The sequence below is a fragment of the Borreliella carolinensis genome (genome assembly GCF_032595855.2).
Classification (GTDB): Bacteria; Spirochaetota; Spirochaetia; order Borreliales; family Borreliaceae; genus Borreliella; species Borreliella carolinensis.
This window is the reverse complement of record NZ_CP179458.1, coordinates 1-14,026: the sequence shown is the minus strand read 5'-3', so window position 1 is coordinate 14,026 and position 14,026 is coordinate 1. Positions and strand designations below refer to the sequence as shown.

Here is a 14,026-nt window from a genome sequence, read left to right as displayed (position 1 = left end):
CTAGTTGTTAAAAGTTATAATATTGTTACCATCTGTATTATTAATTTTGAGAACTCTACCAATAGGAATAATTCTCTTAATAAAAGCATAAATTGAATGGTCATATCCTTTAGGAAGCGAATTAAATACCAAAGCTTTTTTAGATGCAGCGTATCCTGGTTTCTTTTCTCTAAGAATTATCTTTTTTAGTCGTTTTCCCTTTTTAGTACTAGGCGAAATAAACGTGGTAAAGTTTGTTTTTATTACCCCTTTTAGTGAGATATCAATAACCCCAGCTTCAGGAGTAGTAACTTCAATGTCTACATTTAAAAAGGCCCTGAAAATCAGTCTAAATGACTCATCAGTACCAATGTGCCGTAAAGCAAAAATAACACTATTAATATTGCTTGTAATACTTTGTAAAGTTTGAGTTTTTGCATAAAAAATAGATAAAACTTGAGATATCCATATTGCGATATATCGTGATTTTACATTTTCTTTTGCATTAATGGATATGAAATTAGAATTAAGAAACTTAAGTTCATTAAGTAGCGCTTGTGCATACTCGGTTTCTGTAATTATAAATTTATGAACTTCAGTGCCATTGAATAAATTAGATATTTTCATATTTGTTAACTATCAATGTCAATAAGCAATCGATCTGTAGTATTGAAAAGTAGTATTGTATCATCATTAATGGCAATATCCTGATTTTTATTAAAGTCGCTATCAGTAATTTTTGAAATACTTTCAGTGTCTGTGTCTTTAATACAAACGCTTATTTCCATAAATTTAATTCCTTTAACTTCATTAACTGGAGCAAAAAAGTCTTGATATTCAAAGCTAATTCCCATATCAGAATAGTTATTCGAAATAATCCTAGAATAAATGTCCCTAATTTGAGAGTCTATGTTTAAGTAAAGATAGTTTTTAAGGTCAAGTTTATACTTTACTTTCATATAAACATATTTTCTTTTTCCTAGCGATATTTTGTAGGATTTGCGTTGTCCAGTTGAATTGAGCCCATCAATTTCTATGTCTCCCTCAAGTAAAGTCCCACTAGGAGTTGTTAGATATAATGTTTCCCAAAGTTTTGCTTTAAATTCAGAACTGTTAATGTTGGATTTGCTATCGTCTAGTAAAGTTTCCTTTAAAATTAGATATATGTTGGCTTTACCAGCTGCACTTTTAATATTAGTGTACTCAATTCCCTCAAGATTAAGTAAGGCATTGCGAACAGCACTGTAAGTTGTGCTTTTAGAAGAAATGTGTTCTTCAATAGCAGCCCAATAGGTGCCGCCCGGTTTCATTTTAGAAAAAAAGAGATTAAGCTCATTAATTATTTCTTCTTCAATTAATGCTAAAGAAGACGCAATAATGTTATAAATTGAGCTTTGATTATCGTCAATATTAATACCATAATTTACGCGTAAATATTCTCTTTTCGATCTTACAATATCCTTAATTGTCCGTTTTAAAATGCCAAAATCAGAATCGAAAACTATGCTCATAAATTAAACTCCATATTCAAAACATCGCCTGAGAAAAAAAAGGATATATGTGCTTTGTTGTCTTGTATAGTAGTTGAAATGTCTGTTAAATCTAAATTAAGTTCTTTAGATATTTCATGAAAATAATTTTTTACAGCGTGAAGATTGTTAATTTTTAACAGTTTTAAAAGTAAGAAATAATCCAGTCCCCAATGAGGAGCATAGCTTAAACTACCCCTTAAGGTTTTTAAAAATATCAAAAATCTTTGTTTTTGTTCATCAATCCCATCAACAAGCGATAAATCGTTATTAAATACCAATTCAAAATTATTGCCTAATCTTAAATCCATACTAGTAATTATACCATATTTAGCAAAAATTACTTAAATAAACTATTAATATTATTGCTAATTCTAGATGTTGCTATTTGTAAGCTTGCATAGTCAACGACCGCTTTTCCTTTTACAGTAATTCCATTAATAGCACTTACAATACTCTCTAGAATTGATTTTAAGGAAGTTATTTCATTGGCTATTTCAATTTTATTGTTTGCTTTAATTTTAACAGTATCAGAGATAAGATTTAAAGTCTTTGGGCTAATTGCACTAAGTATATAAAAATGATGTTTGTCAAAGTGGATATCGTTATTTTTATCAAAAATATTAACGCTTGATTGAAGTAGTAAAACGCAATCACCTTTTGATAGTTCTAAACTGATATTAGAGATATTTTTTGTGTGAATTTCTAAATCTTCAAATTCGGGTATTGTAACAATAGCCTCTTGAGTTTGTTGTTTAAACTCCTTTATAGTGCCAATTTTAATTATGAAAATGTTTGAATAAATCCAATTTTTAACGTCCTCTTGTGCTAAAGCATGACCATAAAGGCGCTGATTCATTCTATAAATTTTATAGTCTTTAGTCATTTTAATCCCCTTTACTTTCTACATTTAATCAGAACCATCAGAATCATCCTTTAATTTAAGTATTAATGAACACTCTCCTGCGTTGCTAAGTCTTGCGCTGGTTTCTTTTATGGTGGTTTTTATCATTTTTCCTAATCCATCAATAAATGAAACCTTATCGCCAATTTTTAGTTTATGTGTGTAAAATGTTTGTGCGTTCCAATATACACGTCTTATATGGTATTCACCCTCAATAGCAATTTCTTGTTGTGGTATGAATTCAAGTCCATAATCTTCTAAAGCCTTGTAATTTTCATCTGCTTCAATTGTTCTATCATTAGTAAATATAAAATTACATTCAACATCAAAACTGTCACCACCAACATCAGCTATTACGTCATGAATATATATTCCTTTTATTTTGTCAACAAATTCTTTTGGTGTTGTGGCATAAATATCTTTTTCAATGATTTTAAGACGATCTTCTTTTCCCATATTAATAATATTGCGATTAGGGAATACAGATTCTATGGCCTCTTGCACCGTTTTTCCCTTAAAGTTTTTGTTCTCTAATTTTCGATCAAAGAAGTTGCTACTAACCGCTAACCGAACGTCAAGCTCAACACTAAAATCACCACCAGGATAATCAGTACTCATAGGAGTTCCCAAATAACCCGACATTATGAAATCAAAATTTTTTTCATGAGCAAATTTTTTATAGCGTATTTTTACTATATCTCCTACTTCAATGTCGTTGGTGAAGTCTAGGGGCAAATTCCAAAGTACAATTTTTGTTCGTTTAGATTTTACAAAATTATAATTTGAAAACTCATTAGATATGGTAATATCAATATGAATTCCATGTTGCGTATTTATTATAATTTTAGGAGTTTCTTCAATTAAAGAATCTCCAGAACTTGTATCCTTTTCTAAGGATTGTTTTGCTTTGTAAAATTCAATTTTAAAATCATATTGTAGTAGCAGCATTTTTTATCCTTTATATTTTTCCAATTCAAATGTTTTTACTACTTCCATTGATAGACCAACTTCAACCTCATCAATGAAAGGAGTATCCTTAAACGAAAGACTTGTAATTACAGCTAATTCTTTAAGGCCAAAAGTTGGACTGTAGATACTAAAGGGAACTTGAGCTTGTATTCTATTGGCCAGTTGTTCTTTTGCAAGATTAGCGTCAAAACGTAGCATAGTATTGCCAAAAACAGTCATTTTGAGTAGAGAAAGCATATCCTTATATAAGGAGGTTAGTATTCCACCGTTTAATGATATATTTTCACCAGTCATTACTGGATTGTAGCTTACATATTCTGCTTTTCTATCATAATAGTTAATAACCGGTCTTTTAGAACAACTAGTATTATAAGTGCGTGTTATGAGTTCGGTTTTTGGTTTTATAAAAAACAATTGAGGAACATATCCAAAACCTTTTAAATCCATTCTTGGGAATAACACTAAAAAATTATCTGCTCCGAAAAGAGCAAATATTTGGGTTATTACATCTCGAATTATTTGTATAATCTCTGCAGATGACAGTCCTTTATTTTTATTATCAATATTATTATTGATAATATTTTTATTGTTAATGTCCATAGAATTACCTTTTTATTTAAATTTTCCTAACTGATCATTATCGTTGTTATTGTTGTTATTCCTTATAAACCATGCGTACCAACTTAAAGGATTAATATAGTCAGCACTTGTACTAACAAAATTAGTTACCCCGCTGCCAACGGTTTTTATTCCGGAAAAAGCGCCGTCCATAGCTTCTTTTATGCTATCAACTATATTGTCTATGATTTTTTTAAAATCAAAATTCTTAACCTTGTGAATAATCTCAGTAGCTAAGCCAATTGCCGGCATTAAAACATCGTTGGTTAAGTTTTGAAGAGTTTGCTCTATTTTAGCTAAATCACTTTTAGCCTTATTAACATCATTTAAATGCCTTATAATGTGTAAGGATAGTGCATCATTCATGAAATCTTTAATCATATGTGGTCTTAGTTTTAGTTTGTCCCCCCTATCAGTTCTGATTTTCAATTTGTCTTTAATAGCCTCTAGATATTTTTCTCCAAATTTGTCGATAGGGCTCAATAAATTAAAAGCTTCTGTAAAGTTCCCTTTAAGTATCTGTGAAACAGCTTCAACGGCGCTTTTGTTATTGCTGGCAAGCCCTGCGCTTCTTAGTACAGCTGCAAGTTTTGCTGAATTTACCACATTCTTTCCCTCTTTATCAGTAAGTTTCAATTTTTTGAGGTGGCCTTTAAGCACGCTTGCTGTTTGCAACAAATCTTCTTTTTCTAAGTCGCGCTCAAATCCTTTCATTCCCTTAAGAGCGCCCCAAATCTTATTGCGTTCCTCTTTGCTGTAAACAGCGCTATTGAGAAGTAGTAGTTCTTTTTGTTTAGTTTTTTCAAAGCCCATGCTTTGTTTTATAAGTTTTTTAGCTTGTGTAAGTCTGTATTTCTCAACACGCTCTCTTAAGCTTTCAAATTTAGATTGTCTGTTAAGTTCTTTTTTCTTGTCCGACAAATTATTCTTTACAATATCTTTAGTACTCCCTAAACTGGATTTTTTGGGTTTAAGATATTTTTCCATTTTGGAAATATCTTGTTCAATAGCCTTTTTTGTTGCAGCATGATCAAGAATCCCCTTAAATTTAATGGTGAATTTATCGCTCACTAAGCCCTCACTTGCTTAAAATTAATTCATACAATTCTTTTTCTAATTTAATCTCAGCAAGTCTATTAACCTCTAAAAGCTCATCATAAGGCAATTTCTTTACCGAGTCGTATGAGCAAATATTCATAATTACTGGAAAATAGTATTTATCGTTCTTAATTTCGTCAAGCAAGTTAAAATACTTTTTTCTAGTCTCATTAATACTTGCAATAGCTTTATCAATATTTCTATTTCTTTTGCTCATTTAGCAACTAGCTCATTAGAATTTGATGTAATTGATGAAAGTAAAGTGGCTACTTTTTCATACTTAAAATTTTCATTGATATAGTCAAAAGTAATAAAATCACCAACATTATTTTCATATTCACTCAAAAACACTAAAGCAGGGGTTTTTAGATCATCGTCTAAATAGAAAGTGTTAAATTGCACAGTGTAAATTATTGCAATAAGATAGTCTTTATAATAAGAAAGAAATTCTCTATTTTGATCCAAAATCACATAAAATTCGTCTAAAAATTTTGGACTTATCATTAAACTTGTAATTTCTCTTAAGTATTTAACCTCATTAAGCCTTAAAACAGCGTCACTTTGATTAAATCCGAGTACTCTATCCCATTCATAGACTGGAAGTACTCTCAATGTATATTCATAAGTTTTGTTTTTAGTTAAAATTTTCATTTTATATCTCATTATCATAATAAGAATCTCCTTTTAAGTGTTGTTTGGTTTAGTTTTTTGGCAATTAATAGCCCTAATTTCAAAAGTTACTTTTTCAGCCTCAGCAGAATAACTTCTTGAAGGCTCTTCAGTAAAGATTGCATAGTTAGAAATAATTTTGGTAGCAATTCTATCATTGAATGCTAAATCAAGCATTTTATCATCTTTTCTCACATCCATGTTGTAAAACTGTTCATCAGAAAGTTCAGTTAACAAAATGTAATCATGACTACCCAAAGTAACTTCAATGTTGAAAACATAAGTTATCGTTTTAGGATCTCTTAAGCTTATTACAGGCATACCTTTATCTTCACTACTAATCACTGCTCTTGTTGTAGGTTCGCTTGTAAGTTCTAGTTTGCCACTATGTAGCTGTGTACCGCCAATTGAAAAATAAACTTCTCTTAAATCATAAAATTGCATTTTTTATACCCCCTTTTACGCACTTAAGCTGTTTTGATAATCAACTATATCTTGAGTAGTAATTACTAAAGCAACAGCATTAATGCTAAAGTTATAAGTAATATTCACACTAAGTTCTAATTTAAGTTGTGGTGTAGGAGAAAGAGTAAGACTTAAATTTTTATACTCTATTATTAGTCCTCTATCTAAAAACCGTTTAAGTAGGCACTCAATTGCTGAAGTATATGCATTGTCTCTAGCGCCACTAAGTTGTAGTGCAGATAATTTGCTGTTTTGTCTATTGTTTTTATTCCAAATTCTAATAAGCTCAATAATCGCTTCATTTTTTATATAGTGATATGTAAACTGTTCGTCTATTGCACTTCCAGCTAGATCAACACCTTCTTTAAAGGCAGGTACACCATCAAGTCCAGTTTCATTAAGAAGTGAATAAAAGTTAATTTTTGCAGTTCGTAACTTGTTAATTACAGTATCATCAACAAGTGGTGTAGCAGCTAGTGACATACCATAAGGATTTACAGAATGAAAAATACTTGCTTGATTCAAATATTGACTTATAAATTTAAGGTGTAGGTTGTCTTTATTGTTACTGTAAACAACGATATTTCTTTCTTTTTCAGTATTGCTTTTATCTTTAAATAGTTCTTTTATTTCTTGTTCTTTAGTTGAGAATACAAAAAAAGTTGAAGGCATTTTGAATTTAGCATAGTCATCTTTGTAAATTTTAAGTCCATCATCTGACGCATCCCCCTCAGTGTTAATAAGTACAACAAAAGTGTGCCTATGTACTTTAAGATAATTTTTTAGCTCTTCAGGCTTATCTTTATAAATGAAAAGATCGGTTGCTTTTAATGATTCTTCGTTTGAATTGAAAAAATTAGACATTGCGGTTTTAAGCAGTGTTTTTTCTTTTCCAAACTGATCTTGTCCATTCCCATTATCTTTTTCCAAAGTTTCAATTTGTTTTTCATAGTTATTAACGGTTAAATTCAATGTTATAAAGTTAGCAGCATCTTTATTAACTTTGATTTTAGCTGTTTTGTAAACCAAAAGTGGATTATAATAATTGGTCCTACTAGCTTGAATTCTAGAATCAATAAAACTTACACTAATTGTATCTTGCGGCAATTTCGTATTCCTCCTTTAAAATTTCAATTGCTTTTACACTAGCATTGAATGCTATGGATGCACTGTATGCATGGTTGCTATATTTTGTGCCTAAATTAATTAGCCCAACTGTTTGCATATTAGATGTTGGGTAAATGTAGAAATTAATTTTACTAATATATTCGGGTTGTGATTGACTTTCTAAAGTATACTTATGGGCTTTATTATGTAGAAAATTACTAAGCATACCATAAAGCATTAACATGCGTGAATTAGCGTCAAAATCTTGAGCGTTTAACACTATCGCAATAATATATATTTGAAAATTTACACTAAATTCCAAAGCATTCTCATAAAATGCGCCGACTCTAGAATTATGTTCAAATAGATGTTCTGTGCCATCAAATTTCAATGCTATTATATTTGAGCTAGCAGCTGTGATTTTTGAAAGGTACGGATGATTGTAAGTATTTATGATGTCGCACTCAAAATTATTTTCAGTTGCATACGTCTTAAACCCTTTAAATATTTGAGTTAAATGATTTAATACCATATCTAAAGTTAAAATCATTCAAGTGCTACCTTATAAGTAATCTCTGATAACATTTTGGATGTATCAACAAGTGGAATTGCTGCAGTGTTACTCCCCCTTTTATGCTTGCTTTTAATTGCATTAGCCTTTAAGGCTGGAGTGACTTGTGCTGATAATAGATAATTTTCATAGTACCTTATAAAAGCTTGTCCAATAGCCTCCATTCCCGATTTAGGGTCAAGATTAAACTTGGAATTTATATAACTATTGTTGATATATTCTCTAAACTCATTACTACTAGCAATTTTGGTTAAATGTTTTCTTGCAGGTAAATTGCTGCTACCTTTTTCATGCATTCTAGCAATTCTCGCACGACCACCAAACCACCCAATTTCCAATTCCAGTTTAAATTCTAGCTTGTCCATATAAATTCCTTTAAAACCAAAGTAAAATATCCGATTGAAGAGTCAATGCTAAATATTTCAAAATAAACTAAATCTGCAATTGATATTCGGTCTTTAAGTTCGAAGTTAAGGTCTTCATATGTGTAAAGTTTGGAATACCCTTGAATATCAGACATATCCGAATCATAAAGCATTGCAAGTTCTTGTGGCCCTATGTCAATAATAACCCCTGCAAATTCAGTGTATTTATTTTTATCAAATACTCTCTGATAAGAAGAATCATTTTCAAGCTTTACAACATCGCCTTTATAAAACTTTAAGGGTTGCGGGCCTTTAAATACGTTAATCATGCGAAAAGACATATCTGAAAGTCTTTTTCTAACACCATTCATTAGACAACCCCCACACAAGATGACGTTAAAGTTTCTCTTTTTAGTTTTTCTAAAAATGCATCAAGTTGTGAACAAAAATTTTTGTTTGAGCCACGGCCTCCCTCACCACCTTCTTCGCTTCCACTACTGCTAGGATAATAATCAAGTTCAAGTTCATTGAATTTCTCTTTTTTAATCCTATCAAATTCAAATTCTCGAACAACGCCTTGTTTTCTTAATTGACAACCCATGTGGTAGAAAGTAAGTAAAAATATTTGTTCATATATCAGTGAACTGGCATCAATACCACGCGTTACTAGAATAGCTTGAAGTAAAGATAAATGAAGTAAAAAATTTTGTCTGCTTAGCGCAAATTTGTCTATTCCTAATAGCAATAACACTTCTGAATGAAGTTTTGTTACTAAAAGTTCTTCTTCTCCCTCAGCTTGTGCTTGTAAGTTTTCTTGTTCACTCATTTTCACTTACCTTATACTTTTAACTTTGCTTTATGTTAACTTGCAAAATAGTTTTTCTAGTAGCAAGTAACCCGCCTAAAACAAAATCAATGTATGAATGCGCAATATCGGTTGAGTCTTTATCAACTTGTTCATTCGGTGTAGGTAGCATATACTTGCTAGGTTTAAATTTAATAAGTTCTGAATTTAGTGGATAAATGAGTATTTTATGTTTTAGCAAGTTTGAAGTTTCAATGTAAACATCTTCTCTATTATTAATAGCCTTAATAGTTTGAATTAAAACATCTTCCCATTTTTCACAACTACTTGCTGCACCCTGTGCTGCTGCGTATGGTTTTACTAGTTTAAGTGACGTTGCTGGGTCAACTATTACCATCATTGGTGTGGAAAATTCGTCGCCCAGTTCCAACTTTGAAAGTCCAGCTTCAATTTTTTCAAAGATTTTATCCATTTTATCTTTATCACCACTTTGAACTTCTTCTTTTATCTGCTCGGGCATATTAAGTAGTCCATACATATTGGGAAGTAGGCGTTTTTGATTTTTCCCATCTTTTTGAATCGAAACAGTTCCAGTTAGTACAAAATGATTAATAAGTTTGATAATTTCATTACTTGCAAGCTTATAAGCTTGAGCAAAAGGAAGTAAATTATTATTAATGTCCCCAATATATGAGTCTGAAGTATAAAATTTCTCAGAAGTCTGCTTTAAATGTCTAAATTTATACTGTAACTTTAAATAATTAAGTCTCACCACTTCAGAACTAAAACCAATAGTTGAGATAGTATTAACCTCATTGGCAATTGTTGTAGGATTGGCATTTAAAAACGCGTCCCATCTTACGGTTTTTTGATATCCCATTTGTAGATCAACATCTTCAATTTGATCAGGTGAAAACCATTTATACATAATAGGATCTTTAACTTCTCCTATTATATTAGCTACAGCTTTTGCATAATAATTTTCATCAAATAATTCCATATTAAGCCCTCCTAAATATTAAATATTATTAATTTCTACTCATAGCTTTATTTCCAAATACAGCCACTTTTACTAAATAAACCTCATTACTAATTTGCTTTGCATCAGACAATGCTGTTGCATTAATAGCCGTTTTATTTGCTGCTCCAGTAACCTTTTCAAGGGCTCCGTCTTTATTAAAAACAAGTTTGTCTTTTACTTTAACCGTAGAATCTTTTGCTACTAAATAGCCCTCAAAATTATTGGTAATTGGCACAATAGTGGCTGTTTTACTAAACTCATCTATATCAATGCATATTCCATATAAGTCTTCACCTCCACCAGCTTCAACATGAGGTTCATAGTGACTTTGATTATCTTGCACCTCTTGAATAACTCTTTTTACTCCACGCTTGTACGGATACCCCAAAAATAGATGATTTTCCAATTTGTCAAACCTACTAGTTCTAGTGCCTCCAGAAGCAAAAAATTTCACATTTTTGTCTCTAAATTCATTAGAATTACTGAGCAAACTAGCGTCATGTTGGGGATTTTTCATAAACTTTTCGAGTTTACTTCTTTTCTCTTGATACTCTTTTACTAATTGCGTTGTATCTCCCATTTATTTACCTCCTTTTATTCACCTAAGATTTAACCACCATCTGGTATTACTATTTTCTCAAAGCCTCTATTACCAAAAATTGCAACTTTTATAAAATTAATAGAATACTCTTGCTTGGGATATCTAGCTTGATCTTGATTTCCATCTTTGGGTGCGAAATTGATTGTAAATGAATCAGATAAGGCATATGCATTAATTACAGTTGGTGGCCCACCTCCAGCCTTGATAATAACTCCGTTATTATTTATGTCTAGTATTTCTCCTATTTTTATACTTGGATTTCTTGTAACAAGATACCCTTCAAAATTGTTAGTAATTGGCAATACATACGCGGTACAACTAAACTCACATACATCTACACATATCCCATACATATCAGTATCAGCTCCAACTTCCACATATATAGAGTTCTCTTTTGGAACAAGTTTAACGCCGCGCTTGTATGGAAAACTATTTCCTGGATCGTAATGGTATTCCTCTATTTTGTCTGAATAGCTTGAACATGCAAATGAATAAACATCATCGCGTTCATTTTTAGATTTAAAACAACTGTTTGAAATGCTAAAAACCTTATTTTCAATCGAACTCATCGATTTTACATATTTCTTGAATTTCAAAAGAACATCATCAAGCTCATTAATTGCCTCCAAATATGGATCTTCCCCTTGTGCATCCTCAGCTTGTCTTGCCTGCCGTTTAGCCCTAGGAGCAGCGGGAATCTCTGCCTCTAAATCTAGCTGTGGGTTTTCCTCAACAGCCTCAAGATTTTCTACTTGCACGTTACCTTTTAAAACCATAATTTAATTACCCTTTAATAGCTCTATTCCCAAATACACTAGCAAAAACTATAAATAAATCTTCTGTCAATTTATGTGCTTTTGAAAGCGCTATTGCATTAACAGCTTTTTGAGAACCCGTGCTTTTTTCAAGTTCCCCATGTTGGTTAAAATTTAGTTTATCTCCTGGATTTACACTATTTTGTCCATCTTTATTAAGCGTTAAATACCCAGTAAAGTTATTTGTAATTGGAATTACAGTTGCCATACCGCTAAACTCATCTATATCAGAACACACTCCATATAAATCGTCTCCACCACCAGCCGCAACTTCTAGCTCCGTTGTACCATCACCAAAACTAAGCTTAACTCCGCGCTTGTATGGATACCCTTTAGCAGGGTAATTCTCTATTTTGTCTTTACTGCTAGTGCACACTCCACCAGAATTAGAAAAAATTGGGTTTTTATCTCTAAACTCAATAGAATTACTAAGCAGCCCCATGTCTTGTTGGGGATTTTTCATTAATGCTTTAATTTCTGCAACTTTTTTTGCAAACTCTTGTTTGATTTTTGTTATATTGCTCATTAAAAACTCCTTTAAGGAATACTTGTTCTTTTATGTCTTTTTAGATTTTCATAAAATTGAATTCGTCTTTGCTTATAAGTATTACTTATCGCTTGTACAAATTCTGTAAAATTAATTGGTACAAAATTAGAATCAAGCAAACTTGCTCTTTCTTCTGTTTTAATAGCAATATTCCCCTTAATAGAGTCAACAGAAGAAGAATTGTTATTCGCATTTTTTCTTAATTTAATATTCACTTTTGCTAAAGACACAAGTTGCCCTAGTATCTCCCCATCGATATGACTTATATCTGATATTTTAGCAATAGCTTTAATTTGCTCAATTGGAACAAACTTGCGAACAAGTTCTCTGCGCTGTGCTTGTATAATATCTTTTAAAGTGTATCCTTTTGCAAGTAACACCTCCTTATTAAAATGGTTGCTAAGATGGGCTTTTGCAAGCATATCAATTTCATTAATTCGCTCTGCCTCTAGTAACAATTGCTTTTCAATACGCTCCCGCTCTTCAACTTCTACAAGTTCTTTTGTTATTCGCTCATTTATACTTAAGTCTCGACTTATCTCTGTGGATTTACTGTTTGTTTTTTCTTTAAAGCGCATATACTCTTCAAATTCCCCATCACGCATAGCTTTAGTATCAGCCTTAATTTGCTGCTCTTCTTTTTCTTTATTTTCAGTCACTTTTTAACTCCTTTTCTCAAAATGAGAATAATTTCTCTTTTAAAATCGCTAGCTCCTCATTATTAAATGAGCTACTCTGTATAAGCTGGTTATATTTACTGTAAAGCTCAATTAGCTTTATATCTCTTTCTACTTTTTGTTCTTCACTTAACATAATCAGCGAATTAAACTTCATATCAAGCCCGAAATACTTTGTAAGTTTTAAATTACAAGAGTTCTCAACTTGTTCTTGTACACCTTTTAGAAAATCGTAATAATTACTCCTATCACCTTTACCATCATTTCCTAGTCCTTTAGCCTGCTCATTAAAACTTCTGGTTAAGGGCTCTTTAGTATCAGCACCAATTTTTGCCTTAATTAATGCTAAAGCCTCCTTTAAGTAGCTAAGGTCATATTTAATAACCTCTAAACTAGCACTCGGAGTAGCTGTATAAAACATTCCCTCATTATTTAGATTGCTTTTTAACCTAGCAAGCTCCTGTGATAATGAGTCATTAAGGGTTCTTAAATTAGAAATATCTTTACTATGATTGTTTGAATTTTGTTTTCTCAAAAAAGAAGATAAAATGCCACTTCCTCTATCATTACTGCTCTGAGTAAGTGCACTTAAAGAAGTTGTTGCGCTAGAGAGTGCGTCTTGCAGTTGCACTAAAGATTCATCTTTGTAAAACAAAAAATTGTGGTTTTTAATACGCCTTTCTATTTCAACGTATATCTTTTCAAATAAATAAATATCTAGCAAAAAGCTTTCCGTATAACACGGAACATATCTTTTTAAGATATAATCAAAGTTTTCATATATGAGAAGTCGACTTTTATGTATTTTAACTGCGTCTAAAGAATTGTTCTTATTGTTGGATTTTACTCTGTAGGTTATATGATCAAAATCAACTCCCGAATCTCTTACATATTCATAATCAAGGTATTCAAAACCAATAGGTAATTCTATATTAACGGGTTGTTCAAGGTCTATTAGGGTATCTTTGGTTTTTACTAAAACATATCCAATCCCATGAAAACGGTAGCTTATTATACAATTAAGCAGAGCATTTTTGAGTTGTACCTTTAACCTAGCAAGCTCAACCTCACTAACATTGTGGGCAGCGCTCTCAAGAACAAGTCCGTTCTTGAGACAATCCTCTGCTACATTTTCTATATAATTCCTAAAAAATATTGAGTATTTATATAGTTCTAGTGAACTTATTTTATCTATTAATTTTGTTTTTCTTAAATCACACACCTTTTACTTCTCTTTATTAAATTAGACGTATGATAGCAAAAACTATTATTTTTGTCAATAAAAT

General features: G+C 31.3%; 21 protein-coding genes. All 21 read right to left on the bottom strand.

Annotated features, from left to right (window positions below):
• The gene (locus QIA46_RS05540; RefSeq protein ID WP_418905975.1) at positions 1-606 is read right to left on the bottom strand and encodes a DUF735 family protein; all 606 of its coding nucleotides are present in this window, start codon (positions 604-606) and stop codon (positions 1-3) included.
• A gap of 5 nt (positions 607-611) precedes the next feature.
• Positions 612-1,490, bottom strand: a complete 879-nt coding sequence (locus tag QIA46_RS05535; protein WP_418905974.1) for a DUF276 domain-containing protein — start codon at positions 1,488-1,490, stop codon at positions 612-614.
• The gene (locus tag QIA46_RS05530) at positions 1,487-1,819 is read right to left on the bottom strand and encodes a DUF2634 domain-containing protein (protein ID WP_418905911.1); all 333 of its coding nucleotides are present in this window, start codon (positions 1,817-1,819) and stop codon (positions 1,487-1,489) included. Before QIA46_RS05530 ends, QIA46_RS05535 begins: the two co-directional genes overlap by 4 nt.
• A gap of 29 nt (positions 1,820-1,848) precedes the next feature.
• The gene (locus tag QIA46_RS05525) at positions 1,849-2,394 is read right to left on the bottom strand and encodes a DUF777 family protein (RefSeq protein ID WP_418905973.1); all 546 of its coding nucleotides are present in this window, start codon (positions 2,392-2,394) and stop codon (positions 1,849-1,851) included.
• A 24-nt stretch (positions 2,395-2,418) separates the two neighbouring features.
• On the bottom strand, positions 2,419-3,360 hold the full coding sequence (locus QIA46_RS05520; protein WP_418905910.1) for a DUF693 family protein: 942 nt from the start codon (positions 3,358-3,360) through the stop codon (positions 2,419-2,421).
• A 3-nt stretch (positions 3,361-3,363) separates the two neighbouring features.
• Positions 3,364-3,981 carry a DUF792 family protein gene (locus QIA46_RS05515; protein ID WP_418905972.1) on the bottom strand — a complete coding sequence of 206 codons (618 nt, stop codon included), beginning with the start codon at positions 3,979-3,981 and terminating at the stop codon, positions 3,364-3,366.
• A gap of 12 nt (positions 3,982-3,993) precedes the next feature.
• A complete protein-coding gene (locus QIA46_RS05510) occupies positions 3,994-5,070 on the bottom strand; it encodes a DUF759 family protein (protein ID WP_418905971.1) in 1,077 nt (358 codons plus the stop codon).
• Positions 5,071-5,077: 7 nt separating this feature from the next.
• Positions 5,078-5,314, bottom strand: coding sequence for a DUF1322 family protein (locus QIA46_RS05505; protein ID WP_418905970.1), 237 nt, complete (start codon positions 5,312-5,314; stop codon positions 5,078-5,080).
• Complete coding sequence (locus QIA46_RS05500) at positions 5,311-5,766, bottom strand: DUF1473 family protein (RefSeq protein WP_418905969.1); 456 nt, start codon at positions 5,764-5,766, stop codon at positions 5,311-5,313. The genes QIA46_RS05505 and QIA46_RS05500 overlap by 4 nt, the downstream gene beginning before the upstream one ends.
• Before the next feature lie 15 nt (positions 5,767-5,781).
• Positions 5,782-6,210, bottom strand: a complete 429-nt coding sequence (locus tag QIA46_RS05495) for a DUF1463 domain-containing protein (RefSeq protein ID WP_012644790.1) — start codon at positions 6,208-6,210, stop codon at positions 5,782-5,784.
• A 15-nt stretch (positions 6,211-6,225) separates the two neighbouring features.
• The gene (locus QIA46_RS05490) at positions 6,226-7,338 is read right to left on the bottom strand and encodes a DUF787 family protein (RefSeq protein ID WP_418905968.1); all 1,113 of its coding nucleotides are present in this window, start codon (positions 7,336-7,338) and stop codon (positions 6,226-6,228) included.
• Positions 7,319-7,888 (bottom strand): DUF764 family protein, encoded by a 570-nt coding sequence (locus QIA46_RS05485; protein ID WP_418905967.1) that lies wholly within the window; start codon positions 7,886-7,888, stop codon positions 7,319-7,321. Before QIA46_RS05485 ends, QIA46_RS05490 begins: the two co-directional genes overlap by 20 nt.
• Entirely contained in the window at positions 7,885-8,274 is a 390-nt protein-coding gene (locus QIA46_RS05480; RefSeq protein WP_418905966.1) for a hypothetical protein, read from the bottom strand. The genes QIA46_RS05485 and QIA46_RS05480 overlap by 4 nt, the downstream gene beginning before the upstream one ends.
• Entirely contained in the window at positions 8,262-8,645 is a 384-nt protein-coding gene (locus QIA46_RS05475) for a DUF1506 family protein (protein ID WP_418905965.1), read from the bottom strand. Before QIA46_RS05475 ends, QIA46_RS05480 begins: the two co-directional genes overlap by 13 nt.
• On the bottom strand, positions 8,645-9,100 hold the full coding sequence (locus QIA46_RS05470) for a DUF3890 domain-containing protein (RefSeq protein WP_418905964.1): 456 nt from the start codon (positions 9,098-9,100) through the stop codon (positions 8,645-8,647). Before QIA46_RS05470 ends, QIA46_RS05475 begins: the two co-directional genes overlap by 1 nt.
• Before the next feature lie 19 nt (positions 9,101-9,119).
• The gene (locus QIA46_RS05465; protein WP_418905963.1) at positions 9,120-10,079 is read right to left on the bottom strand and encodes a hypothetical protein; all 960 of its coding nucleotides are present in this window, start codon (positions 10,077-10,079) and stop codon (positions 9,120-9,122) included.
• Between the two features lie 28 nt (positions 10,080-10,107).
• A complete protein-coding gene (locus QIA46_RS05460) occupies positions 10,108-10,680 on the bottom strand; it encodes a DUF228 domain-containing protein (protein ID WP_418905962.1) in 573 nt (190 codons plus the stop codon).
• A gap of 29 nt (positions 10,681-10,709) precedes the next feature.
• On the bottom strand, positions 10,710-11,477 hold the full coding sequence (locus QIA46_RS05455; RefSeq protein ID WP_418905961.1) for a DUF228 domain-containing protein: 768 nt from the start codon (positions 11,475-11,477) through the stop codon (positions 10,710-10,712).
• Between the two features lie 7 nt (positions 11,478-11,484).
• Positions 11,485-12,042 (bottom strand): DUF228 domain-containing protein, encoded by a 558-nt coding sequence (locus tag QIA46_RS05450; RefSeq protein WP_418905960.1) that lies wholly within the window; start codon positions 12,040-12,042, stop codon positions 11,485-11,487.
• 11 nt (positions 12,043-12,053) lie between these two features.
• Positions 12,054-12,668: a DUF1357 family protein gene (locus tag QIA46_RS05445; RefSeq protein ID WP_418905977.1), complete on the bottom strand. Its 615-nt coding sequence runs from the start codon at positions 12,666-12,668 to the stop codon at positions 12,054-12,056.
• Between the two features lie 70 nt (positions 12,669-12,738).
• A complete protein-coding gene (locus QIA46_RS05440; RefSeq protein WP_418905959.1) occupies positions 12,739-13,962 on the bottom strand; it encodes a phage portal protein in 1,224 nt (407 codons plus the stop codon).
• Between the last annotated feature and the right edge of the window lie 64 nt (positions 13,963-14,026).

Bases quoted from the DNA above. Each gene is read 5' to 3' on its own strand.
- QIA46_RS05455 (WP_418905961.1), bottom strand. From the start codon at position 11,477: ATGGTTTTAAAAGGTAACGTGCAAGTAGAAAATCTTGAGGCTGTTGAG.
- QIA46_RS05505 (WP_418905970.1), bottom strand. From the start codon at position 5,314: ATGAGCAAAAGAAATAGAAATATTGATAAAGCTATTGCAAGTATTAAT.
- QIA46_RS05525 (WP_418905973.1), bottom strand. From the start codon at position 2,394: ATGACTAAAGACTATAAAATTTATAGAATGAATCAGCGCCTTTATGGT.
- QIA46_RS05500 (WP_418905969.1), bottom strand. From the start codon at position 5,766: ATGATAATGAGATATAAAATGAAAATTTTAACTAAAAACAAAACTTAT.
- QIA46_RS05535 (WP_418905974.1), bottom strand. From the start codon at position 1,490: ATGAGCATAGTTTTCGATTCTGATTTTGGCATTTTAAAACGGACAATT.
- QIA46_RS05445 (WP_418905977.1), bottom strand. From the start codon at position 12,668: ATGCGTGATGGGGAATTTGAAGAGTATATGCGCTTTAAAGAAAAAACA.
- QIA46_RS05515 (WP_418905972.1), bottom strand. From the start codon at position 3,981: ATGGACATTAACAATAAAAATATTATCAATAATAATATTGATAATAAA.
- QIA46_RS05450 (WP_418905960.1), bottom strand. From the start codon at position 12,042: ATGAGCAATATAACAAAAATCAAACAAGAGTTTGCAAAAAAAGTTGCA.
- QIA46_RS05540 (WP_418905975.1), bottom strand. From the start codon at position 606: ATGAAAATATCTAATTTATTCAATGGCACTGAAGTTCATAAATTTATA.
- QIA46_RS05520 (WP_418905910.1), bottom strand. From the start codon at position 3,360: ATGCTGCTACTACAATATGATTTTAAAATTGAATTTTACAAAGCAAAA.
- QIA46_RS05530 (WP_418905911.1), bottom strand. From the start codon at position 1,819: ATGGATTTAAGATTAGGCAATAATTTTGAATTGGTATTTAATAACGAT.
- QIA46_RS05495 (WP_012644790.1), bottom strand. From the start codon at position 6,210: ATGCAATTTTATGATTTAAGAGAAGTTTATTTTTCAATTGGCGGTACA.
- QIA46_RS05465 (WP_418905963.1), bottom strand. From the start codon at position 10,079: ATGGAATTATTTGATGAAAATTATTATGCAAAAGCTGTAGCTAATATA.
- QIA46_RS05470 (WP_418905964.1), bottom strand. From the start codon at position 9,100: ATGAGTGAACAAGAAAACTTACAAGCACAAGCTGAGGGAGAAGAAGAA.
- QIA46_RS05480 (WP_418905966.1), bottom strand. From the start codon at position 8,274: ATGGACAAGCTAGAATTTAAACTGGAATTGGAAATTGGGTGGTTTGGT.
- QIA46_RS05460 (WP_418905962.1), bottom strand. From the start codon at position 10,680: ATGGGAGATACAACGCAATTAGTAAAAGAGTATCAAGAGAAAAGAAGT.
- QIA46_RS05475 (WP_418905965.1), bottom strand. From the start codon at position 8,645: ATGAATGGTGTTAGAAAAAGACTTTCAGATATGTCTTTTCGCATGATT.
- QIA46_RS05485 (WP_418905967.1), bottom strand. From the start codon at position 7,888: ATGATTTTAACTTTAGATATGGTATTAAATCATTTAACTCAAATATTT.